The organism is Thermoactinomyces sp. FSL K6-2592, assembly GCF_038006465.1.
In the GTDB taxonomy this organism is placed as follows: Bacteria; Bacillota; Bacilli; order Thermoactinomycetales; family Thermoactinomycetaceae; genus Thermoactinomyces; species Thermoactinomyces vulgaris.
In genome coordinates this window covers 65115-88656 of sequence record NZ_JBBOVH010000001.1, presented here as the reverse complement: position 1 = coordinate 88656, position 23542 = coordinate 65115, and the positions used below count along the sequence as shown (strand labels likewise).

25 protein-coding genes and 1 pseudogene are annotated in these 23542 nt (G+C 47.7%); 19 read left to right on the top strand and 7 right to left on the bottom strand.

What is annotated here, in order from left to right; genetic code table 11:
• The first annotated feature begins 113 nt into the window (after window positions 1-113).
• From NYE37_RS00550 to NYE37_RS00505, 10 genes are all read left to right on the top strand, one after another.
• Window positions 114-869 (top strand): type III pantothenate kinase, encoded by a 756-nt coding sequence (locus NYE37_RS00550; RefSeq protein ID WP_062843359.1) that lies wholly within the window; start codon window positions 114-116, stop codon window positions 867-869.
• Between the two features lie 59 nt (window positions 870-928).
• Entirely contained in the window at window positions 929-1801 is an 873-nt protein-coding gene (gene hslO, locus NYE37_RS00545; protein ID WP_037997861.1) for an Hsp33 family molecular chaperone HslO, read from the top strand.
• A gap of 73 nt (window positions 1802-1874) precedes the next feature.
• Entirely contained in the window at window positions 1875-2807 is a 933-nt protein-coding gene (gene cysK, locus NYE37_RS00540) for a cysteine synthase A (RefSeq protein WP_049720809.1), read from the top strand.
• A 598-nt stretch (window positions 2808-3405) separates the two neighbouring features.
• Window positions 3406-4257 (top strand): dihydropteroate synthase, encoded by an 852-nt coding sequence (gene folP, locus NYE37_RS00535; protein ID WP_037997865.1) that lies wholly within the window; start codon window positions 3406-3408, stop codon window positions 4255-4257.
• Entirely contained in the window at window positions 4250-4609 is a 360-nt protein-coding gene (folB, locus tag NYE37_RS00530; protein ID WP_037997867.1) for a dihydroneopterin aldolase, read from the top strand. Before folP ends, folB begins: the two co-directional genes overlap by 8 nt.
• The gene (gene folK, locus NYE37_RS00525) at window positions 4606-5112 is read left to right on the top strand and encodes a 2-amino-4-hydroxy-6-hydroxymethyldihydropteridine diphosphokinase (RefSeq protein ID WP_037997876.1); all 507 of its coding nucleotides are present in this window, start codon (window positions 4606-4608) and stop codon (window positions 5110-5112) included. The genes folB and folK overlap by 4 nt, the downstream gene beginning before the upstream one ends.
• 23 nt (window positions 5113-5135) lie before the next feature.
• Window positions 5136-6152 carry a tRNA dihydrouridine synthase DusB gene (gene dusB / locus NYE37_RS00520; protein WP_049720811.1) on the top strand — a complete coding sequence of 339 codons (1017 nt, stop codon included), beginning with the start codon at window positions 5136-5138 and terminating at the stop codon, window positions 6150-6152.
• A 25-nt stretch (window positions 6153-6177) separates the two neighbouring features.
• Window positions 6178-7674 (top strand): lysine--tRNA ligase, encoded by a 1497-nt coding sequence (gene lysS / locus NYE37_RS00515; RefSeq protein ID WP_037997879.1) that lies wholly within the window; start codon window positions 6178-6180, stop codon window positions 7672-7674.
• An 859-nt stretch (window positions 7675-8533) separates the two neighbouring features.
• On the top strand, window positions 8534-9169 hold the full coding sequence (locus NYE37_RS00510) for a nucleotide exchange factor GrpE (protein ID WP_037997884.1): 636 nt from the start codon (window positions 8534-8536) through the stop codon (window positions 9167-9169).
• A 221-nt stretch (window positions 9170-9390) separates the two neighbouring features.
• On the top strand, window positions 9391-10914 hold the full coding sequence (locus tag NYE37_RS00505) for an Hsp70 family protein (RefSeq protein ID WP_049720813.1): 1524 nt from the start codon (window positions 9391-9393) through the stop codon (window positions 10912-10914).
• Between the two features lie 173 nt (window positions 10915-11087).
• On the opposite strand, the gene NYE37_RS00500 is transcribed toward NYE37_RS00505, so the two are convergent.
• The 4 genes and pseudogenes from NYE37_RS00500 to NYE37_RS00485 all read right to left on the bottom strand — a co-directional run bounded on the left by NYE37_RS00500 (window position 11088) and on the right by NYE37_RS00485 (window position 12927).
• Window positions 11088-11585, bottom strand: coding sequence for a hypothetical protein (locus NYE37_RS00500; RefSeq protein WP_037996943.1), 498 nt, complete (start codon window positions 11583-11585; stop codon window positions 11088-11090).
• A 122-nt stretch (window positions 11586-11707) separates the two neighbouring features.
• Window positions 11708-12223 carry an MFS transporter gene (locus NYE37_RS00495; protein ID WP_340711711.1) on the bottom strand — a complete coding sequence of 172 codons (516 nt, stop codon included), beginning with the start codon at window positions 12221-12223 and terminating at the stop codon, window positions 11708-11710.
• Window positions 12224-12317: 94 nt separating this feature from the next.
• Window positions 12318-12623 (bottom strand): annotated as a pseudogene (locus NYE37_RS00490) (MFS transporter); the annotation flags it as partial.
• A complete protein-coding gene (locus NYE37_RS00485; protein ID WP_338067495.1) occupies window positions 12556-12927 on the bottom strand; it encodes a hypothetical protein in 372 nt (123 codons plus the stop codon). The gene NYE37_RS00485 and the pseudogene NYE37_RS00490, both read right to left, overlap by 68 nt.
• Before the next feature lie 205 nt (window positions 12928-13132).
• Here NYE37_RS00485 and NYE37_RS00480 point away from each other — a divergent pair, with 205 nt between their 5' ends.
• The 4 genes from NYE37_RS00480 (at window position 13133) to NYE37_RS00465 (ending at window position 17348) form a co-directional block, all read left to right on the top strand.
• Window positions 13133-13900 (top strand): hypothetical protein, encoded by a 768-nt coding sequence (locus tag NYE37_RS00480; RefSeq protein WP_049720814.1) that lies wholly within the window; start codon window positions 13133-13135, stop codon window positions 13898-13900.
• Window positions 13897-15864: a tetratricopeptide repeat protein gene (locus NYE37_RS00475; protein WP_049720815.1), complete on the top strand. Its 1968-nt coding sequence runs from the start codon at window positions 13897-13899 to the stop codon at window positions 15862-15864. Before NYE37_RS00480 ends, NYE37_RS00475 begins: the two co-directional genes overlap by 4 nt.
• Entirely contained in the window at window positions 15845-16042 is a 198-nt protein-coding gene (locus NYE37_RS00470) for a hypothetical protein (protein ID WP_037996955.1), read from the top strand. The genes NYE37_RS00475 and NYE37_RS00470 overlap by 20 nt, the downstream gene beginning before the upstream one ends.
• A 229-nt stretch (window positions 16043-16271) precedes the next feature.
• On the top strand, window positions 16272-17348 hold the full coding sequence (locus tag NYE37_RS00465; RefSeq protein WP_037996957.1) for a site-2 protease family protein: 1077 nt from the start codon (window positions 16272-16274) through the stop codon (window positions 17346-17348).
• Between the two features lie 34 nt (window positions 17349-17382).
• On the opposite strand, the gene NYE37_RS00460 is transcribed toward NYE37_RS00465, so the two are convergent.
• The 3 genes from NYE37_RS00460 to NYE37_RS00450 form a co-directional block, all read right to left on the bottom strand.
• Entirely contained in the window at window positions 17383-18102 is a 720-nt protein-coding gene (locus tag NYE37_RS00460) for a FixH family protein (protein ID WP_340711710.1), read from the bottom strand.
• 67 nt (window positions 18103-18169) lie between these two features.
• Window positions 18170-18847: a response regulator gene (locus tag NYE37_RS00455; RefSeq protein WP_037996963.1), complete on the bottom strand. Its 678-nt coding sequence runs from the start codon at window positions 18845-18847 to the stop codon at window positions 18170-18172.
• The gene (locus NYE37_RS00450) at window positions 18844-19668 is read right to left on the bottom strand and encodes a sensor histidine kinase (protein ID WP_037997069.1); all 825 of its coding nucleotides are present in this window, start codon (window positions 19666-19668) and stop codon (window positions 18844-18846) included. The genes NYE37_RS00455 and NYE37_RS00450 overlap by 4 nt, the downstream gene beginning before the upstream one ends.
• A gap of 131 nt (window positions 19669-19799) precedes the next feature.
• Between NYE37_RS00450 and NYE37_RS00445 the strand changes: the two genes are divergently transcribed.
• The 5 genes from NYE37_RS00445 (at window position 19800) to NYE37_RS00425 (ending at window position 23514) form a co-directional block, all read left to right on the top strand.
• On the top strand, window positions 19800-20471 hold the full coding sequence (locus NYE37_RS00445; RefSeq protein WP_340711709.1) for an HAD family hydrolase: 672 nt from the start codon (window positions 19800-19802) through the stop codon (window positions 20469-20471).
• A 123-nt stretch (window positions 20472-20594) separates the two neighbouring features.
• Window positions 20595-21293, top strand: coding sequence for an MgtC/SapB family protein (locus NYE37_RS00440; RefSeq protein ID WP_037996966.1), 699 nt, complete (start codon window positions 20595-20597; stop codon window positions 21291-21293).
• A 136-nt stretch (window positions 21294-21429) separates the two neighbouring features.
• Window positions 21430-21900, top strand: coding sequence for a CtsR family transcriptional regulator (locus tag NYE37_RS00435; RefSeq protein WP_049720817.1), 471 nt, complete (start codon window positions 21430-21432; stop codon window positions 21898-21900).
• A 6-nt stretch (window positions 21901-21906) separates the two neighbouring features.
• Complete coding sequence (locus NYE37_RS00430) at window positions 21907-22425, top strand: UvrB/UvrC motif-containing protein (protein WP_049720818.1); 519 nt, start codon at window positions 21907-21909, stop codon at window positions 22423-22425.
• 12 nt (window positions 22426-22437) lie between these two features.
• The gene (locus NYE37_RS00425; RefSeq protein WP_037996974.1) at window positions 22438-23514 is read left to right on the top strand and encodes a protein arginine kinase; all 1077 of its coding nucleotides are present in this window, start codon (window positions 22438-22440) and stop codon (window positions 23512-23514) included.
• The last annotated feature ends 28 nt before the right edge of the window (window positions 23515-23542 follow it).

The following is a 23542-nucleotide window of genomic DNA, read 5'->3' as shown; positions in this document are numbered from 1 at the left end:
TTTTCTTGTGAATTAATGGATGTAAAAGAATCCGGGAGGATGGTATTCTATAAATAAAATGGATTACATCACTAAAGCAGGTGAATAACTTGAACAAGGATTTATTGCTGGTCATGGATGTTGGAAACACCAATATCGTTTTGGGCATTTACCGCAAGGAAAAATTGTTGCATCATTGGCGTTTGCAAACAAACCGCCACGCGACCGAAGATGAATACGGCATGCAATTGGCCGATTTGCTTTCCTATACCAACCTGTCCATCAAAGATGTGGGGGCTGCCATCCTTTCTTCCGTTGTCCCTCCGCTGACGATTGTCTTGCGGCGGATGGCTGAAAAGTATCTTGGTTTGACCCCATTAATCTTGGGACCGGGCATTCGTACCGGATTGAATATCAAGTATGACAATCCACGCGAGGTCGGGGCCGACCGGATTGCCAATGCGGTGGCCGGCATTGAGAAATACGGGGCGCCGTTGGTGATTGTCGATTTTGGGACGGCAACCACCTTCTGTTTTATTGATGAAGAGGGAAATTACGTCGGAGGAGCCATTGCGCCCGGTATCAGTATATCCATGGAGGCGCTGTATCAACGGGCCGCCAAGTTGACAAGGGTGGAAATTGACAAACCGGATTCGGTGGTTGGCAAAAATCCGGTTCAATCCATGCAGGCTGGCATATACTATGGTTATGTCGGGCTTGTGGATGAAATTGTCACCCGCATGAAAAAGATGATGCGCCAACGTCCCACGGTGGTGGCCACCGGCGGGTATGCCTCATTGATTTGCAAGGATACCAAGACGATTGACAAGGTGGATCCGCTGTTAACCTTGGAAGGATTAAAGTTGATCCATGAGCTGAATGCAAAGTAACAGAATGGGAAAAGAGGGCTTCTTGCGAAGGAGTCCTTTTTTTAAGGAGGAAATCACTGATGGAAGATTATGTTATTCGAGCGATCTCTGCAGACGGGGCCGTGCGCGGGTTTGCGGCACGGACGACGAATCTGGTACAGGAACTGCAACAACGTCACCGCACTTTTCCGGTGGTCAGCGCGGCATTGGGCAGAACGGCGACCATGGGTGCGATGATGGGCGTGACTTTAAAAGAGAAGAACCACAAAGTATTGATCCGGGTGGAAGGTGACGGACCCATCGGGCGGATCATGGTGGATGCCGACGGGCAAGGCCATGTGCGCGGATGTGTCGACCAACCGCAAGTGGAAGGCAAATCCAAAGGTAACAAGCTGGATGTGGCTTCCGCTGTGGGAAAAGGAATGATTCACATCATCAAAGACTTGGGCATGAAGGAACCGTATCGAGGCGCTTCGCCGATTATATCAGGGGAATTGGCGGAAGACTTTACTTATTATTTTACGGCCTCTGAACAAACTCCATCATCCGTGGGATTGGGGGTATTGGTCAAAGGGAACGAAATTTTGGCGTCCGGCGGGTATATGATCCAGCTTTTGCCGGGGGCCGGGGAAGAAGTGATTCAAAACCTGGAGCAACGGATTTCCCGGCTTTCGTCGATCTCAGACCGGTTGAAAAACGGGGAAACGCCGGAAGAAATGCTGCGCTTTTTAATGGGGGACGATTTGGAAATTCTCGGGAAATCGCCGGTTCAATTTCAATGCAATTGTTCCAGGGAACGTTCAAAGGCAATGTTGCGGGCGCTAGGCAAGGAGGAAATAGAATCCATCCGGGACGAATTGGGCCGTGCTGAGGTCGTTTGCCATTTTTGCAATGAAAGATACTTGTTTACGGATGAGGAATTAGAAAGGATTATAATAGAAGAAATTGATTGACAAATCGGATCGGGATTAGTATGATGATAAATACAAAACCTATGAGTTTACTCGGAATAAGGAGGCTTCCTACATGCGGGTTGGAAATAATATTCTTGAGTTGATTGGCGAAACACCGCTTGTGAAATTAAACCGGATTGTTGGAAAGACGGATGCCGATGTTTATTTGAAACTGGAATTTTTTAACCCGGGTGGCAGTGTCAAAGACCGGATTGCCCTCAGCATGATTGAAGAAGCTGAAAAACGCGGGGAGCTGAAACCCGGTTCCACGATTTTGGAGCCGACCAGCGGAAACACCGGAATCGGACTGGCGATGGTGGCAGCAGCCAAAGGTTACCGCGCCGTGTTGGTCATGCCTGACACGATGAGCGTGGAACGCAGAAATCTTCTGCGGGCCTATGGAGCCGAACTGGTGCTGACTCCCGGTGCGGAAGGAATGAAAGGGGCCATTCAAAAAGCCAAAGAAATCCATGAACAACATCCCGATTATTTCGTTCCCCAACAATTTGAAAACCCGGATAACGTGAAAGCACACTTTGAAAACACCGCCAGAGAAATCGTTGAACAAACAGGCGGTGAATTGGATGCCTTTGTTGCGGGAATCGGGACCGGCGGAACGATTACCGGTGTCGGCAGGGTCTTGAAAGAAAAATATCCTCATGTTCACGTGGTTGCTGTTGAGCCTTCCAATTCCCCCGTTTTGTCCGGAGGAAAACCAGGGCCTCACAAAATTCAGGGTATCGGTGCCGGATTTGTACCCAAGATTCTCGATACGGATATTTACGATGAAGTCTTGCAAGTGGATAACGAGGAAGCTTTTGAATGGGCGCGTCGTGCAGCTCGTGAAGAAGGGATTCTCGTGGGAATCTCCTCCGGTGCGGCCATTGCTTCCGCGGTGAAAATCGCCCGCCGGTTGGGAGAAGGCAAAAAAGTTGTCGCTGTTGTTCCAAGTAACGGAGAACGTTATTTGTCCACGCCTCTTTTCAATTTCGAAGATGAAGCATAAGCGTAAACCAAATACATCTGTTGGAAGCTGTCCTTGATCGGAAAGGATAGCTTCTTTTGCTTTCGGGGAAAATTGTGATGAAGATCCCGGTTTTATGTGGTAAAATGATGTGATTAGAAGAGTTGAGCCTGTCGGGAAAAGCCGGGAAGGGATTGGATCATCATGAAATTGGTTTGCGGGATGAGCAAAAGCGATGCCATGGACATCGATGAAATAGAAAAGCAAGCGTAATCACCGGCGTCGGATCCGAAAGCGTTTGAAGAAGAAGCGGGAGCGGTGTTGAAAGGTTCCCTTGCGGGGATTGCATGAACGTCGGGCGCCGGAATTCCTCTTTTCCGTCATCATGGCGCAGGCTGCTTTCCAGTCTGATTGGAGCGGAATCCGACGGAAAGAGACCCGGTCCCATCCGGAATCCCTGTGAAAGCAGAGATGAAAAACCATTTTGAAGAACCGGATTCAGAAAACAAATCCATTTCCTTCTGCGGAAGAAGAAAGATAGATATGAGATGGCTCACTGACAGAAGGAATCGGTCGGCCATCTTTTTTTGTCATCGATGCAGCATCAAGCGCTTGTATTCATCAGAGAGGAGCTGGAGCCATGAACCATTCAACGATTCAAGCCGGTCCGTATACGTTGTCTTATGACCGCCGAACGCTGGTGATGGGCATTTTGAATGTGACCCCGGACTCTTTTTCAGACGGCGGAAAATACAATACGGTGGACCGGGCTATCGAACATGCCAAACAACTGGTGCGTGATGGCGCGGATATCATAGACATCGGCGGAGAATCCACACGCCCCGGGGCGGAGTATGTACCGCCGGAAAAGGAATTGTCCCGCTTGCTCCCGGTGATTGAGGTGTTGCATCGCGAGTTGGACTGCCCCATTTCCGTGGATACGTATAAGGCAGAGGTGGCCCGGCAATGCATCCAGGCCGGGGCGCATATCATCAATGATGTATGGGGAACGCTCAAAGATCCGGACATGGCCAAGGTTGCGGCGGAGTTGGATGTGCCGGTCATTTTGATGCATAACCGGCAACAACCTGATTATGATTCGCTGATGGACGATGTGATTCAGGATCTGATGGCGATGGTACAAAATGCGAAACAAGCCGGAGTCAAAGATGAAAATATCATTTTGGATCCCGGGATCGGCTTTGCCAAAAACCTTGAACAAAATTTAACCGTGATGCGCCACCTGGATCGCATTACCGCGTTGGGGTATCCCGTGTTGCTGGGAACGTCCCGGAAATCCATGATTGGCAAGACATTGAACCTGCCGGCTCATGAAAGGGTGGAAGGCACGGCGGCAACGGTGGCATTCGGAATTTCCCAGGGATGCCGGATCGTACGGGTCCACGATGTCAAAGAGATGACCAGGGTTTGCCGGATGATGGATGCGATGCTTTACGGGGTTCTGCCAAAGGAGGCGGAGGCCCGTGGATAAAATCTTTATGAAACGGCTGAGCTTTTACGGGTATCATGGGGCTTATGCCGAAGAAAACCGGCTGGGGCAGCGTTTTTATGTCGATCTGGAAATGAAATTGGATTTAAGGCCTGCCGGCACAACGGATGATTTGCAGAAAACCGTTGATTATGGAGCGGTATATCAGAAAGTGGAAAACATCATGACCGGAACCCGGGTGAAATTGATTGAAACCTTGGCAGAGCGAATTGCCGGACGTTTGTTGGCTGATTTCCCGATTGAAGAAGTACGGGTCCGCGTCACCAAACCCAATCCGCCGATTCAGGGACACTATGAGTCGGTCGGGGTTGAAGTGGTAAGGACAAGGCCATGAGCCGAAAAGTGACGGCCTATCTGGGACTGGGAACCAATCAGGGAGATCGGCGGGAACAGTTGAAACAGGCGATTCATCTGTTGAACAACACCAGAGGAATCCACGTGCGGCAAACCTCTTCGATTTATGAAACCGCTCCGGTCGGGTATCTCGATCAACCGCCGTTTTACAACATGGCGGCGGAAATCCAGACGATTTTGTCTCCCGGGCAATTGTTGGAAGCTTTTTTGCGGATCGAACAAAAGTTACACCGGGTGCGAAAGATCCGCTGGGGACCGCGCACCATGGATCTGGATCTGCTCCTTTATGAAGATCGCGTGATCCGGCAGGAAGATCTGGTGGTGCCCCATCCGCGCATGACCGAGCGGGCATTTGTTTTGGTCCCCTTGTTTGAAATTGCCGGGGATATCGAAATCCCGGGGACGCATAAAACAATTTCCCAGTGGATGAAGGAGATTCCCGGTGAACAAAAAGTGTACAAGTTGGAAATGATTCCGGTTTAACCATGGGGAAAGGAGGTATTTCGATGCTGAAAATTGGTGACATTGCGTTAAAAAACCGTGTCGTGTTGGCTCCGATGGCAGGGGTCTGCAATCCGGCTTTCCGCCTCATTGCCAAAGAGTTTGGTGTGGGATTGGTGTGTGCGGAAATGGTGAGCGACAAAGCCATTTTGCACGGAAATAAAAGGACCCGGGAGATGCTTTATGTGGATGAACGGGAAAAACCGCTCAGTTTGCAAATTTTCGGCGGAGACAAAGAAACGCTGGTGGAAGCGGCCAAAGTTGTCGACCAACAAACCAATGCGGATATTATCGATATCAACATGGGATGCCCGGTTCCGAAAGTGGTCAAATGCGATGCGGGCGCCCGCTGGCTCCTTGATCCGGACAAGATTGAAGAGATGGTGTCTGCCGTGGTGGAAGCCGTGGACAAACCGGTGACCGTCAAGATGCGCATTGGTTGGGATGAAGATCATATTTATGTGGTTGAAAACGCCAAAGCGGTCGAACGCGCCGGAGGAAAAGCGGTTTCCGTACACGGTCGCACGCGGAAGCAGATGTACCGCGGGCAAGCGGACTGGAGTTGGATTAAAAAAGTAAAAGAGGCCGTGGGGATTCCTGTCATCGGAAACGGCGATGTCTTTACACCGGAAGATGCGAAGCGGATGCTTGATACAACCGGTTGTGACGGGGTCATGATCGGTCGCGGCGCATTGGGGAATCCGTGGATGTTGTACCGGACGGTCCATTATCTTCAGACCGGCGAACTGCTTCCGGAACCGGAAGTGAGGGAAAAGATGGAGATTGCCATTTTGCATATGGACCGGCTTGTCAAACTGCGTGGGGAAGACATTGCCGTCCGCGAAATGCGAAAACATGCGGCGTGGTATCTCAAAGGACTGCCTGGTGCCAGCAAGGTGAAAGAAAAAGTGAATCAACAAGAAACCAGGGATGGAATGGCAAATCTCCTGCTTTCGTTTGCGGAGGAATACGAAAAGCGTCAGCGCGAAAAACAAGAAGCCGTCAATCAAGAAACTGCGTAACGGATGAACGAAGGAGTGCGAAACGATGAGTCATGAAGAACAAAGCGATCTGTTTCAAATCAGGCGTGAAAAAGTTTCTGCGTTGAGGGAGAAAGGTGTCAATCCTTTCGGCCACAAGTTTGAGCGTACCCATCATGCAAAGCAGATTTTGGATCAGTACGAATCGATGTCCAAAGAAGAATTGCAAGAAAAAAACATTTCCGTATCGATTGCGGGTCGTCTTGTGGCCAAACGGAAACAAGGAAAGGCTTCCTTTGCCCATCTCCAGGATATGAGCGGCCGGATTCAGATCTATGTCCGGCTGGACCGGGTGGGGGAAGAGCAATATGAGATTTTCCGGACAGCCGATCTCGGGGATTTTCTGGGGATCAAAGGCGTTGTTTTTAAAACCAACCGCGGGGAAGTCAGTGTCAAAGCCGATCAGGTGGATTTCCTGAGCAAATCGCTCCGGCCCCTTCCGGAAAAATATCATGGACTGAAAGATGTGGAGCTCCGGTATCGGAAACGGTATCTGGATCTCATCATGAACCCGGAAGTCAAAGAAACGTTTGTCACCCGGAGCCGGATCATTGCCGCGATGCGCCGGTATCTGGATCAACAAGGGTTTTTGGAAGTGGAAACCCCGACTATGAATGTGATCGCCGGCGGCGGGGCGGCACGTCCGTTCATCACCCACCACAATGCACTCGATATGAAGCTGTATATGCGGATTGCCCTTGAGCTTCATTTGAAGCGCCTGGTTGTGGGCGGATTTGAAAAAGTTTATGAAATCGGCCGGGTGTACCGCAATGAAGGGATTTCCACCCGCCATAATCCGGAGTTCACCATGATGGAATTGTATGCCGCTTATGCGGATTTTCATGACATCATGGATCTCACGGAGGATTTGATCGCCCATGTGGCGCAAGAAGTCTTGGGCACCACGAAAATCCATTACCAAGGGCATGAAGTGGATCTTTCCCCCGGCTGGGCACGCAAATCGATGACCGAATTGATCCGGGAAACGACCGGGGTGGATTTTACCCGGCAGATGACCGATGAAGAAGCCCGCCGGCTTGCGAAAGAACATGGCGTGGAAATTACAGAGTTTATGACCTTTGGTCACATTGTCAATGAGTTCTTTGAACAAAAAGTGGAAGACCAATTGATTCAACCGACGTTCGTTTACGGACATCCGGTGGAAATTTCCCCGCTTGCGAAGAAAAATGAAGAAGATCCCCGGTTTACGGACCGGTTTGAGCTGTTTATCGTGGGACGGGAACATGCGAATGCTTTCTCCGAATTGAACGACCCGATGGATCAACGGGAGCGTTTTGAAGCACAACTGAGAGAAAAAGAAGCCGGTAACGACGAAGCGCACCCGATGGATGAAGATTTCCTGGAAGCACTGGAATACGGAATGCCGCCCACCGGCGGTCTGGGAATCGGTGTGGACCGTTTGGTGATGCTGTTGACAGACAGCCCGTCGATCCGCGACGTTCTCTTGTTCCCGCATATGCGCGAAAACCAGCAGGAAGACTGATGGAAAAGCTTCTGATTCGTTATGAATCAGAAGCTTTTTTCACAAGTTATCCACAATATACACAAACGCCTGTGCGAATTGTGGATAACTTGTGAAAAAACAGCCCCGATCTTCCAAATAAAGAAAATATCAATAAATATCAGGAATAAAAAGGTAAATTTTGCCTGGGTGTTGAAAGATATAGACAACCCTGACAGCTAGGAAAAGGGAGGTTGGGAGCACATGGATAAATGCACCTGTGCCAAATGCGGCGCAAAGTCCTTATACATTCAATTTTTTCAATTCAATGGCAAGTATTATTGCCGGATGTGTTATACCGAATGTCTTCAACAAACTGACAAAAAAAAGACCAATCTTGTTATCACCCGGATGCCCTGAACGGGCATTTTTCTTTGAAGAAGGAGTTTTCAGGGACAATTTCGAAGTTGTATGGGGAAGTTCAGCCATGGCGTTTTGCCGGACCAAAAAACTTCAGAAATGAAAGGAAACGGGAATATCTTGGAATAGTTTATAAAAATCGCCTTGTATAAAAACTTCAAAACGTCTATAATTGCCCTAGGTTGCATCATGATATCATGGAATCTATCAAGTTTTGCAATATTTCCCGGCATTACCGCATGATTTACTTCATTTTCGTTGGTCCGGCGAGAAAAACATTTTTTGATGTAGATATTTGATATTCTTTTTGAATTCATCCACTTGCGACATGAATGAGGTTATTAGTAAAATGGTAGGAGCAGTACTGTTCCGTTCAGTTTACAAAAAGAGGCAAATCATTCAATATACAGAGAATGATGGATAGTTGGCCTTGATATATATCACAGAATATGAAAATAGTGTACACCAGGGAGGTTAAGCTATGGGTTCCAGGAAAGAGAACCATAGATTCTTAGAACAGGGTAACCAGCTTTCATTTCCTGAAGCGCGTTTTGGATTAACAAAAAAAGAAAACGTGGCTCCGAGTCCGATCAAAGAAACCAAAAGCGAATCTCGTTCCCAACAACAAGTTTTGAACATGCTCAGTGCATTGCAACAAAATTTCACATCGCTGTTGAATGTGGTTACCAACCGGCTCAGTTATGACAAAACGAAAGAAATGGCGTTTGACCGCCTTTATAAAGAGATGGAAGAGTTGAAGCAGGACCAGGAACTTCAACAACTCCGTCCGCTTTATATTGATTTGATTCTGCTGATTGACCGGATGAACAACATTTATAACGATCAGCTGGATGTCGGAGGACAAAATCCCGAATTAATTGACATTCTGCAAACCTTGAGCCATGAAGTGCTGGAAATTTTGTACCGTCGCGGCGTTGAATTGATTGTTGCCCCGTCCAACAAATTTGATCCCAAAATTCAACAAGTGGTTGAAGTGATTCCCACCAATAACCCTGCAGAAGATAATATGGTTGTCCATATGATCCGCCATGGCTTTAGATATGGAGACGTGGTTCTCAGACCTGAAGAAGTGGTGATAAAAAAATATAATCCCTGATTGAACGGAATATGACAACAAACGAGGATTAGCCATGATGTTGGCTAATCTTTCATCATTGAACCCTTTTCATGAGCATTTGGGGACCGGGGTGAAAGACGCATTTTTTTGTCAACCGTTTTTTACACTACATAGATTTTGCCATTTTGCGTGAAAGAGGGTAGTATATGGGAGCTTTCCCGTAACCCATGGGTTATAAGTGATCGAAGGAGTGAAAAAAGATGGGAAGAGTCGTTGGGATCGACCTGGGAACAACCTATTCGGCGATCTCTGTTGTAAATAAATACGGGAAACCGGAAATTATGGTGAACCGGGAAGGGGAACGGATTACTCCTTCTGTCGTTCTCTTTGATGGTTCGGATGTGGTTGTGGGCAGTATTGCGAAACGTTCTGCAGTTGCAAGTCCTTTTAATGTTGTCCAATTTGTGAAAAGACAGATTGGCGACAAGGCATGGAAATTCACCACGGAACAAAACGAAGACTTTACCCCCGAAGAAATTTCGGCCATGATTCTCCGGCGCCTGAAAGAAGACGCGGAAACCCTGCTGGGGGAAAAAGTGGAAGATGCCGTCATCACCGTCCCCGCTTACTTTGACGATGCACAACGGAAAGCGACACAAGACGCGGGAAGAATTGCAGGTCTCAATGTTCTTCGCATCATTAACGAACCCACCGCAGCGGCACTGGCATACGGATTGGACAAGATGCATATGGAGCAAAACATTCTGGTTTATGATTTGGGTGGCGGAACCTTTGACGTGACCATTATGCACTTGTCTCCAAGCGGATTGAGGGTGTTGTCCACCGGGGGTGCCAAAAACCTTGGCGGCTTTGACTGGGATAATGTGGTGATGAACTACCTGAATGAAGAGTTCCAAAAGCAAGGGGGCATCGATCTGTTGGAAGACCCCATGCTGGAACAGGACTTGCGTGATAAAGCGGAAATCGCCAAGAAAACCCTTTCTGTCCGTGACCGCACCAATGTATTCCTGTCTGCCAATGGAATCAACGCATCCATCACCCTGACAAGAGAGATTTTTGATGAATTAACCGCTCCTCTCCTGAACCGGACCCAAAAAATCATGGAATTCGTTTTGGAAGACGCAAACATTGAATGGAAAGACATTGACAAAGTCCTTTTGGTCGGCGGCTCGACCCGGATGAAACAAGTTCCTGCCATGATCGAGCGTGTCACGGGAATCAAGCCGTCATTGGATGTCAATCCGGATGAAGTGGTGGCTTTGGGAGCTGCCATCCAAGGTGCGATCCTGCAGATTAAGGAAGGAAATGCCGACCTCTCACTCAGCCAGTCCTTCCCGGTGGTTGAAGTGCAGGATGTCAATTCTCACAGCATGGGGGTTGTGGCGCTGGATGAATCCGGGCAAGAATTCAACTCCATCGTACTCAAAAAAGATACCGTGATCCCCAGCAAAGTAAGCGGCCATTATGAAACCACCGTTGATCAACAGTCCCAATTGCATTTGCAAGTGACGGAAGGGGAAGACATGGATCTGGATTATGTAAAAATCGTGGGGGAAGGCATGATCGACTTGCCGGAATACCCCAAAGGCGCTCCCCTCGAGGTTATTTTTGAGTATGACAGTGATGGAATCATCCATATCTCGGTGATTGACTCCACAGCGGGGAAATTGCTGGGGGAATTGAATATCGAGCGGAAGTCCAACCTGACGGAAGAAGAAGTGTTGGAAAAACAAGAGCGGATGAAAAAGCTGGCGATCGGTTAATCGGTTGGCATCTTTGTACATAATAAACAGACAGAGAATGGGATTGACAAGAGCACTTATTTTATCTTTCATGAAAAGATGAAGCTTGGGAAACCAAGCTTTTTTTTATGGGAAAGGGCATGAAAAAATCCATTCCGTGGGGGCGGATGCCAGGGAATGGATTTTCAGTCTCGTTATTGAATCGTTTTTCCATCGGCGGTCTGAATGACGAATTGGTTTTGCGGGCCGATGGAGCCTTTGGGAATCTCCGCATAACGCCGGGGTGCTTTTCCGGCTCTTCCGCCCTCCTCATCAAATTCAACCAGAATGCGGGTCACCTTGGGCTGGATTTTTTGCAGGGCCTTGATTTTCAGCCCTTTTCCCATGTATGATTCGTCTTTGATTTGAACCAACAGCATGTCTTTGTTATTCCAATCAAGGGTATCCTGAAACATGGCGGGGTGCTTTTCCTTCGTATATACCCATACGCCTCCATGCGGTTGTCTTTCGGGTTCGCCTTCTTTCCAATTGATCAACGTAAAAGGAATTTCTTCGTAGGTTTCCTGTGCGGGTTGTGCCTCTGAAAGATCGATGTGATCTTCCGGAACCGGATCTGCACCGGCAGAAGATTCACAACCGGTTAACAGGCTCAAAGATAAGGCAGAAGCCAAAAGGAATGGGACAATCCTCATCGAACCCAACCTCCTTTAAGACTAAGTCCTATGCTATTAAAATAAAATTACTTCGTCAATGGGATAAATGTTGTTATTCGGTGAAGGAGGGATCCAATGCAGATTCGGCCCGGCCTTTTTCTTCATTGACGGTGAAAAGCAATACAATTCCGATGATGAAGAAAAGAGGCAATGCCCGCCCGGCCCGATCCCATCCATTGCCCGGCCAGACCAAACACGGCCGGTCCGAAAATGGAGGCAAATTTGCCGGACAAACTGTACAAACTGAAAAATTCCGCCTGCCGCCCCCGGGGAATCAGCCGGCTGAATATGGCCCGGCTCAACGCCTGGCTTCCTCCCTGCACCCATCCGACCATGACCGCCAAGATATAAAAGTGCAGAGCCGTTTGCATAAAATAACCGAAGATGACAATGACGAGGTAAACAACCAAGGTGAAGATCAATGTGGGTTTGGAACCCCGGCGGACGGCCAGTTTCCCGAAGAGGAACGTGCAGGGAATCCCGACGAATTGTGTCAAGAGCAAAGCGATGATGAGATCGGTCTGATGAATGCCAATTTCCACACCATAAATGGTTGCCATTTTGATGATGGTGTTGATCCCGTCGCTGTAAAACCAAAAAGCGATCAGAAATTTCAAGAGTTCCGGGTATTTCCTTGTACTTTTGAAGGTTGCCGGTGACGGAACGGATGCCTTTTCGTGTCAAGCGGAAGACGGAAGCGGGAGGGGAAGAACGCTTTTTTTCTTGAACATGGCGAAACATCGGAATGGAGAAAACCCACCACCAGACGGCCACGGTTAAAAAGGTGACCTGTGTGGCGAAGGTTCTTGTAAAAGAAAAAATATTGTGAAATTGGATCAGAAATAAATTCAATGCGAGCAAGATGCCTCCGCCAAGATAGCCCAATTGATATCCGCGGGAAGAAATGCGGTCCCGTTCGTGTTCCGGGGCAATGTCGTTTAAAAAGGCGTCATAAAAGTGTTGGCTCCGGAAAAAGCAACGGTTCCCATAACCACCGTGACCGATGCCCACAACCATTCCCCTTCATTGATCGTGAACATGCACAGGGTGGATGAGATGCCAAGACCCGTAAAAAAGGCAAGGAAACTTTTTTATTGTGCATGCTGTCCGCAATGGCTCCGAGAACCGGAGTGATGAGCACCACCAGGATGAGAGAAATGGACTGCGTGTATCCCCAATAGGCGGTGGAAGCGGAGGGAGCTAGGTGTTTTCCGGCTACTTCCGAGTAAAAAATCGGCATCACGGTGGTCATAATGATCGTGGCATAAGCTGAGTTGGCCCAGTCATACATCACCCAACCAAAAACGGCTTGCTTGTTCATGCATTTCTCCTTTTTTTTCATTCATTTCAACACAGGAAAATTTTTTCGGTGAAAGAAATTTGAACGTTTGGACGGATCAGGCAATCCATCCGTCAAGGTTCTACTCTCTTTTTCATAATCATGATAGAATGAAGCGTAGAAAATAATTCGAGTGCAAGGCAGATGGGCAAGCAGAACGGATCAGAGGGAAGGAGGGAATGAATGATTGAGGAAAGTGCAAGAGGGTGAATGGATTAAAGAAAGATACCGTGTATTAAAAGGTTTTCCATTTGTGATTGGCACATTATACTATACGGAATATCATTGTGGTCAGGATGAGGTACATACCCGGTTTGTTCATGCCCTTGACCTTCAATTGGTGAATGCTGATTTTGATCCGAAGTCACTTCTTCATCGGGATGAACATGTGTTTTTCCCAATCCGTGAGGTTTTTTCCGATGAAACAAAAGGGTTGCTTTTCCAGGTTTTCCGGCGCTTGGAAGGAACACTTCTGGCACATTATCTGGGAACGCATGCACCATTGTCTTTGAAAGAAACCGTAAATTTAGGCCGCAAAGTCATACAGCATTTGCTCCGGCTTTATGAAATAGGCCAGTTCACACTTGTCCATCCGCAAAATATGGTGCTGACATCAGGCCGGTCTTTGCGGTTTTTATATGGGGGAAATAAAGGAGAATTGCCCAAAGGATTTGCAGGATCTGTTTCGGGAAACACCAGCGCGGACCGGATTTATGATACGTACACCGTTGGCGCATTGTTATATCAGATGTTGACTGGAAAGAATCCCATGGCACAAGGACTCACAATTCCCTCTGTTTCTCAATACCGTCGAGACTGCCCGGCTGAACTGGATGAATTTGTGCAGCGATCGATCTCTTTTGATATCCATAAACGACCTCATATCGAAGAGATTGCCGACTTCTTGGATTGGATGGCAGAACGTTTAGAAAAAAAGGTTGGAGGAGAAAAATGAGTGAGTTTAAACAGAAAGGTGAACGAATTCGGGGAAGTTATGAAGTTTTAAGTGTATTCCCTTTTGTGGAAGGGGTTTTGTATTTTACGTCCGTAAAAAAAGAGGCAGAAGAAGGCACCACCCGGTTTATTCATGCCGTAAAGCTGAAAAACCAGCCGGAAGAGCACGAGTTGGAAGAGTTAAAAAAGCGAAACAGCGAAGTGTTTTTCCCGGTCCAGGATGTGTTCATCGAAGACGGGATCCTGTATCAGGTGTTTGAGCGTATGGAGGGGGACTTGCTGGGGGTTTATTTGATGCGTTCCGCTCCTCTTCCCATGGCGGAAGTGGCCAACTTGTTGAAAAACATCACCAGCCATCTGTTACAATGTTATGACGATGAGCAATTTGCCCTGGTCGACCCGCAAAACATGGTGTTGCAATCGGACGGCCATCTCCGCTTTTTGTACGGGGGCCCCAACCGTTTGTTCAGTCACTACCGCCAAGAGACCGAAGATGTGAAGAAATTGGGTCAGTTACTTTATTTTATGCTGACCAAAGAGCGGATTGACGACAAAACCACGCAGATCGATTCCATTCGTTCCTCCCGTTCGGATTTGCCATTGCAATTGGAAGGGCTGCTGTTGCGGTCATTATCCAATGACGCCATTAAGCGTCCGCGCATCCATGATTTCTGGAAATGGGCCTATCAATATGAAGAGAAAAAACCAAAAGCCTTGGATGAAAAACCGGTTGCGGATGATCAGGAGGAGAAACCGGCGGAAGAGAAAGGGAAAATGAAAAAGCCGGCTGCATCCGATAAAAAAGAGAAGGCGAAAAGCGCCAAGAAAGAGAAAAAAGAACCGGCCAAAAGCCGGAAAGGATGGAAGCGGTTCGGGTTGGTGGCAGCGGCCGTTGTGTTGGCTTTTGTGGTGATCCAAATGTTTGCCGACAACACCCGGGAAACGTTGGCCGGGGTGATTGATCCGACCGTGGAAGAAAATCCGCAAGAAGCGTTCAATTACTTCCGCCAATCGACACAAGCTTATGACCAAAAGCAATTGGATCAGGCCATTCTCCTGGGGCGCAAGGCGTTAAGCGCCGATTTGGAACAAAAAGAGTATTTCTTGCATTTGGCGAACTTATACGGATTGAAAGAAGATTATCAAACCGGATTGCAGATTTTAAAAGCGGCAACGGATAAATTCCCGAAAGATTATGAGTTACAAGATGCCTTGTCGGTGTACGCTTATTATCTGAAGGATTATGAACTGGCCAAGGAAGCATCGGATCAGGCGGTTTCCCTGACCAGTGAAGAAGCAGAAGTTTATTACCATCAAGGGAAAATTTACGGGGCCATGGGGGATTATGATCAAGCAGTCCAATCCCTGAAGTTTGCCACCTATTTGAAAAAGAAAAATGCACGTTACCAACATGACCTGGCGGTTTATCTTTTCAAACAGGGAAAGATTGATGAAGCGATCGAACAAGCCAAAAAAGCGGCCAAATTGGCCAGCAGCAAAAAAGAAGAATATTATGTGACGCTGGGTGTCCTTTATTTGAAAAAATGGGAACAAGTTTATCAAGACAAAAACATGAACGCCGAAGAGAAGAAAAAAGAACTTGCCAGCTACTCCAAATCTGCTTTCCGGGCTTTCAATGATGCAGTGGATGAAGAATCCAAATATCCGAGAGCGCAATATTACCGTTCCATGGCTTACTATTTGTACGGATATTTCATCTCCGCCAATCAGACAGCGGAAAAAGCCGCCAAATATGATCCGAAAAATCCTCTCTACCACTATCAACTGGGAATCACCTGCATGGGGCTGGGAGACAAAGAAGGAGCGCTGAAAGCTTTTGAACGCGCATACCAGTTGGATCCGAACCAGTCTTTGTATCAGGATGCGATTAAAAAAGCCCAACAAATGCAGGCCACACCACAAAATAAGGAGGCAAAACCGGAAGATGAAGAAGCCAATAAGTAAACTCTTGATTCCGTTCATCCTGGTGGTCGCTGTGATCAGCGCGGTCGTTTGGGCGGTTGGAGGGGATGATGAAAAAGCCGGCGTTCCGATCATCGTCCGGACCCCGAAATTGGAAATGCAATTGGATAAAATCGAGAAAGATCCTCTGCCTTTGGATATTCAGGTTGAAAAAAGGTGACACCCAAAAAGGCTGTTGACAACCCCGGTAGGTCAACAGCCTTTTTCATGGGTTGTCAGGGGAATTGCGGCAAAATTGTATACAATGCTGTCAATGTCGAGGCTGTTTGATGAACGGGTTTCATGGTATATTGTAAGGGGAATTGTTTTATATGCTTAAAGATATGGGAATGAGACCGGATTTAACCGGTGAAAGATATAGTAAAAGACGGGTTAAGGAGGCTCTGTGAGTGGAGCAGGAACAGTCCAATCAGAAAAATCGAAGAAATTTGGGTTGGCTCGGACTTTTTTTGGTCAGCATCGGAACCAAGTTGAAATCGATCTTGCCCTTGTTGAAATTTGGAAAGTTTGGCGGCACATTGATCACCATGGCGATTTCCGTCGGAGGATATGCGCTGCTTTTTCCTTATCAATTTGCCATCGGTTTGGTTTTGATGATTTTCATCCATGAAATGGGACATGTTTGGGCGGCAAAGATCAAGGGATTGCCTGTGTCGGCACCGGCCTTTATTCCGTTTGTGGGTGCGTTGATCACCATGAAGAAGCAGCCGAGCGATGCGGCGACGGAAGCCTTTGTCGCTTTGGGCGGTCCTCTTTTGGGCACGTTGGGGGCGGTTGTTTCCTACGGTTTGGGAGTTTGGCTTGATCAGGATCTTTTGATCGCCATCGCCTATATCGGCTTGTTTTTAAATTTGTTTAACCTGATCCCCATTCATCCTTTGGATGGCGGAAGGATTGTCGTGGCGATTACCCGTTGGCTGTGGGTGGTCGGTTTGATTGTGGGGCTTTTTTTGATCATATATTTGAAAAGTATTTTGCTGTTGATTATTTACATTATGTTTTTGATTGATTTATGGGGGGCATACCGGAAGAAGAAGCCGAAAAAAAGAGAGTTTGTGATTGAAGCCAGGGTGAAAAAGGAGCGTTTTGATGAAGCCGGGTTGTGGATCCCGGGTGAATATCACCAACGTTCTTTGCCGTTTCGCCAATATTGTTTCATCCAAGACCAGAGAGAAATGGCGGAAGTGGGTTATCCCGGGCTTGGGACGATCCTCCAGTTTGAAATGATGGGACAAATCCATGAGATGACGTTGGTACAGACGATTCCCCCTTCTCCGGAAGATCCGGAAGTGAAAATGAAGTTAAAAGGGACTTATACGCCTCTTCGTGTGGGAGGTATTAAACAGGATGAGAAGTATTACAGCGTGCCTCCGAAGTTGCGGTGGATTTACGGCACCGTCTACGTGGGGCTGGCCGTATTTATCGGCTTTATGATGTATCAAATCGGCCAAATGGGATTGACGTGACCAAAAAAGGAGCTCCGGATCCGGGCTCCTTTTTTTACTGCACGGTAACGGTTTTTTCCTGGTGATCGTGAATCTTTTCTTTTTCCACATGCAATTTCAAATGATATGTTCCTTTTTCCGGAAAGGACAAGGAGGCGGTGTACTCACCGGGTTTCTTTTCGGAGGCCTCGACAAACTTATGTTGTTCGTTGCCTTGTTTCCAGACCTCCAACCGGACATCGGCACCACTTAAAGCTTTTTGATTCAGTTGAATGTGTGCCGATGCTTCAATGGCTTGCCCGTCCTGAATGTTGTCCGGGACCGTCAGATGCATTTGCACCCCGGAATCATGGTGCGCGTGGGAGTCATTTTGGACGGATCCGACGGTAAACGAACCACTGGTCATCTGGTGGATGCCGGGGGCGGTGACATGGACCACCACGTGATACTCCCCGTCCTCAGGGAATTTCTGTACTGCGGTATATGTTCCGTCGGCCTGATGGGTTGCTTTGAACGTTTGATGTTCTTTCCCTTGTTTCCAGACTTCAAATTCGACATTGGCATCCGGAAACGGTTTGTTTTCGGCCGTAATCACGGAACTTAACTCAACCGGCTGATTCTTTTCGGGATGGTCCGGGGATGATTGGAAAGTGATATTCAGCTGGGCCGGTGTTTGCAGGTTTTGCTGTTCCTTGGTTTCGGGTTTTAACTGTCCGCATCCGGCGGCAACCAGGATAAAGAGAACCAAATGAAAAAAGAATAAATTACGCTTCATGATGGCGGACTCCTTCCGTAACTTCCGGTCTGTATCATGCTCATTGTAGCAAAAGCGGCAGGAATGACTATCCCTCTTTGGAGCTATTCTCTCCCCGGTCGTTCCCTTCCATCCATCCTTGTTCATAGGCATAACGGGTCAATTGAACTCGATTATTCAAGTGGAGTTTCTGCATAATATTTTTCAGATGGTTTTTGACGGTGTATTCCGATATCAGGCACTGGCGTGCGATTTCTTTATTGCTGTAACCCTGGGCCACCCATGTTAAAATTTCTTGTTCCCGTTGGGTCAGATTGGATTGTTTGGAAGGAACGGGGGTGGTATGGAATTCATGCAAAATCCGGCGGGCAATTTCTTTGGGCATGGGGGTTTCGTCTGCGGCAACGGCTTGTAAATATTCCAGCCACAAGGAAGGCTTCAGGTTTTTCAGCAGATACCCCTGAGCCCCCTGTTTTAAAGCGTCAAACAGATCGGAAGCATCATCGGAAACCGTGACGATGACAATTTTTACGGACGGGAACTGTTCTTTGATGATGCGGGTGGCGGTCAGGCCGTTGATCTTTGGCATGTTGATATCCATTAAGATAAGATCGGGACGGGCGGATTCGGCGAGTTCGATCACTTCCTTTCCGTCGGCTGCTTCGCCCACGATTTGAAACCGGGAATCTCTTTTGATAATCAAACGCATGGCTTGGCGCGCGTGTTCATGATCATCTCCAATGACAATGCGATAAAGGGGATTCACTCGTTTTCCCTCCCTTTTTGGATGGTCAGAATGGTTTTTCCGTCCTGTCGTGTTAATTGAAGTCCGGCGCCGATGCTTTTTACCCGTTCTTGCATGATGCGCATCCCGTATCGGTCCGGGTAGGAAAACACATCGCCTTCAAACCCGATTCCGTTGTCTTCCACCGTGCATCGCCATCCTTGGCGGAACGGTTCGAAAGAGACTTGGACCCAAGTGGCCCGGGCATGTTTTCGGACGTTGGTCAAGGCTTCCTGTATACAGGCATACAGTTCCACTTTTTCTTTGGTGAGAAGGGATCCGGTTTCCATTTCGAAACGGGCTGAAATGCGGACCCCGGTATCGATTTCAAATTCGCGGAACAAATGCATCAATTTGTCCTTTAAAAGAAAAGGAGCGGGGTGTTCCGGATTTTTTAAACTGGCGATCGCTTGACGGACATCATCGTGCAATTGTTGCAAGTGTTGATGAACCCGGTTTAATGAAGGATCGGGGTGTTTTTCCCGCAGGGATTCCAGTTCCACCGAACACAAAAACAACGTTTGTGCCATGCCGTCATGCAATTCGCGGGCGATTCGCTCCCGTTCCTGTAAAACGGCATTTTCTTCCCGCTCTTTTTTTAGAGCTTCTTGGATTTCTTCATAAATCACAAATAAATGCACCAAGAGGGTTAATGTGACCCCCAAAACGATCAGAGGGGTGAGCCAGTTGCCCAATTCCATGGAGATATAAGGCAACAGGTATTCATGACGTATATATTCCCAGATCCCCACCGCGATCGTGGGGATTGTCAAAATGAGCCATTTGATTTGTTTATAAGTCAACGGGATCACTCCAAAAGCCATTTCAAAATTTACTTTACACGAAAATAAACGAAAAAAAATGAACAAACTGTCGAACATCCTTTTTGCGATCTTGTAAAATGAAAAGAACATCACTGGAAAGAAGGGGAATCATGAAAGCAATCATCTTTGACTTGGATGGAACATTATTTCAAACCGAAAAAGTGGCCGTTCCCGCATTTCAGGAAACTTTTCGCCATTTACAGACGACGGGCAAGTTTCAAGGAGACATCCCCGATGAGGAAAAAATTCAATCCGTTTTCGGAATGACGCATCAGGAATTGTGGGAGGTTTTGTTGCCGGGGGCAGACAGTGCCCTCAAAGAAAAAGCGGATCGGTTCATGCTGCAAAAAGAGCTAGAATTGTTCCGCCAGGGAAAAGGGGAGATTTTTCCCGGGGTCAGGGAAACCTTGATGCAGTTTTATGAAGACGGATGGCCCTTGTTTGTGGCCAGCAACGGGGCCGGTGATTACGTGCGCACGGCTTTGGAAACAAAAGGATTAATTTCTCTGTTTAAGGGAATTTATACAGCAGGAGAGTATCAAACGGCTGAGAAATCGGATCTTGTCCGCATTTTAAAAAATGATTACGGGGTGACGGACGGTTTGATGGTCGGAGATCGCAGTTCAGACATCAAAGCCGGCAAGGAGAATCAACTGTTTTCGGTTGGATGCCGCTATACCGGATATCCCTGTTTTGGTCAAGAAAATGAACTGGACGAAGCTGATGCAATCATTCATTCTTTTCCGGAACTGAAGCAAGTGGTCGAAGCAACAAAAAAGTGAACAGGTGAAGGTGATGGATGAGGTTTCCAACCTTTTGATTTTCAAGTCGGGGAACAATGAAGTCAAAAGGAAGGAAATCTCTTTTTGTACCGGGAGTTATCACGAAAGAAAAGAGGGTGAAAAATGGGAGAAAGTGTATGGATGGTTTCTTACCTGGAAGTGGCGGTTCGTTTGTTTATGGCGGCACTTTTGGGAGGGTTGGTCGGTTGGGAACGTGAACGGCATAACCATCCTGCAGGCTTTCGCACACATATTTTGGTCAGTGTGGGCTCGGCTTTGATTATGCTGATTTCCATCTATGGTTTTACGGATTATATGGCGGAGCAGAATGTCCGGTTTGATCCTTCCCGGTTAAGTGCACAGGTGGTGAGCGGAATCGGTTTTTTGGGAGCGGGAACGATCATGCGCCACCGTGCATCGGTGACAGGGTTGACGACGGCGGCTTCTTTGTGGGTGGTCTCAGGCATCGGGCTGGCGGTCGGAACCGGTTTTATCTTCGGGGCCGTCCTGACCACCATTTTGGTTTTGGTGAGCCTGGAGCTTTTAAACCGGTTGGAAAGCATGTGGATCAAAAAGAAACGTCTTTGTCTGCTTCACATCATTGCCGAGGATGAACCGGGCAAACTGGGCGAGCTGGCATCGCTGATCGGGCGGTTTGGCGGAAAAATAAGGCGGGTGCACATGGAGGAACAGGAAGAAGAGGATGAGGGCCGTCTGTTGGAGATCACTTTTACCATCCGCATCCACGAAAAAGTCCCCATTCCCCAATTGGTGGAGGAAGTCCGTCAGCTTGACGGTGTAAAATCAGTTCGCGTGGATTAAAAACAAACGGTACATGTCAAGGTAAAAATTGGTCAATACTGAAAATAAATGCAGGGGACTTGGCAAATGGAAGCTTTTTTCTTATAATGAATATCAGAAGGTCAAAGTTAGTCAAGGTCAGCAGGAGGTTGTCCGAATGAGTAGTATTTCGGACATAATTGAACGCTATTTAAAAAAAATAATCAATGAAAGCGAAGACGGCGTGATTGAGATCAAACGCAGTGAATTGGCGGATATTTTCCAATGCGTCCCTTCTCAGATCAATTATGTGATCAGTACCCGATTCACGGTGGAGAAAGGGTATATCGTGGAAAGCAAAAGAGGGGGAGGAGGATTTATCCGCATCCAGAAAGTACGTTATAAGAATTGTCATGAAATTTTTGATGAAATGTTGTCATATATCGGGGATGCCGTCACCCAGATGACGGCGGAACATGTAATTTCCAGATTGATGGAAGAAGATTTGATGACAAAGCGGGAAGCTTTGCTCATGAAGCGTTTGATTTCCCGTGAAACCTTGCAGTTGCCGATTCCGCTTCGGGATCCGGTGCGGTCAAGGATGATGAAAGTTTTACTTACCACATTATTAACCAGCAAAGGAGAGTGACGGCCGATGCTCTGTCCCGAGTGTGGTAAACGGCCGGCAACGATTCATTACACCAAGATTGTCAACGGCGAAAAGTCCGAGTTTCATTTATGTGAAGTTTGCGCACAGGAAAAAGGAGAACACATGCCCGGGTTTGACAATGGGTTTTCTTTCCATCAACTTTTGTCCGGGCTGTTGAATTTTGATTCCTCTTCTTCCGGCGGACATGCAGGATATGAAACGAATTTGCTCCGCTGTCCCACATGCGGGTTGACTTATAATCAATTCAGCAAGGTCGGCCGCTTTGGATGCGGTGATTGTTATCAAACGTTCCAGGATCGTTTGGAACCTTTGTTGAGAAGGATTCACGGCCATACATCGCATAACGGGAAAATCCCGTCCCGTGCCAAAGGTGAATTAAAACTGCAGAGAAAATTGGAACAGCTGCGTGAACAATTGGCGCAAAAAGTTCAGGCTGAAGAGTTTGAAGAAGCGGCCCGTTTGCGTGACCAAATCCGAGAATTGCAGGATCGACTCAAGAAGTAGGGAGGAAACACCATGTCACTCGAACATTTCATGAACCATGCCATCAGTGAATGGATGCGGGTGAAAGGTCCTCTGTCAGATGTGGTATTCTCCAGCCGGATCAGGGTCGCAAGGAATTTGGACGGATTTCCGTTTCCCATGCTGAGCACCGCATCCCAGGCGGAAGAAGTGATTCGCAAAGTCGAGCAGGCATTGAAACAAGATCAGTCGAAGTACTCCTTCCTGGCAGGTGCTGAATTGATCCGCATGAAGGACCTGTCTGATTTGGAAAAAAGCGTGTTGGTCGAGAAGCATTTGATCAGTCCGATGTTGGCGGAAGAATCACGGCATGGCGCCGTTTTGTTGAATAAAGCCCAATCTGTCAGCATCATGATCAATGAAGAAGATCACATCCGCATTCAGGTGTTGTTCCCCGGATTGCAAATGAAGCAAGCCTGGGAACTGGCCAATGAGATTGATGATTGGTTGGAAAGCCACTTGAATTTTGCTTTTGATGAAAAGTGCGGTTATTTGACCAGTTGCCCGACTAATGTCGGGACGGGAATCCGGGCTTCGGTGATGCTTCACTTGCCGGCTTTGGCCATGACCCAGCAGTTAAACCGGTTGTTGCCGGCGATAACGCAAGTCGGGCTTGCGGTTCGCGGAATATACGGAGAGGGCAGTGAAGCTTTGGGCCAATTGTATCAGGTTTCCAATCAGGTTACGCTGGGATTGGATGAGAATGAGATTTTGGAAAACCTGCAAGGAGTTGTCCGGCAAATGATTGAACATGAACATACAGCCCGCGGACGGCTCCAAGAGGTTTCTTTGATTCAGCTGGAAGACCGTGTCCATCGTTCATACGGGACTTTGGCCCATTGCCGCATCATTGATTCCAAAGAAGCGATGAGCCTTCTCTCTGATGTCCGGTTGGGAATTGATTTGGGATTTATCCGTGGCGTTTCGGCCAGTGTCATGAATGAATTGATGGTGATGATTCAACCCGGATTTTTGCAACAGTATGCCGGGGAACGGCTGAATGCCGAACAAAGGGACATTCGCAGAGCCCGGTTGATTCGTGAACGTTTGGCCATGGAACATAAGTCCTGACAAATCCATGCATAAGTGAGGTGTAAGG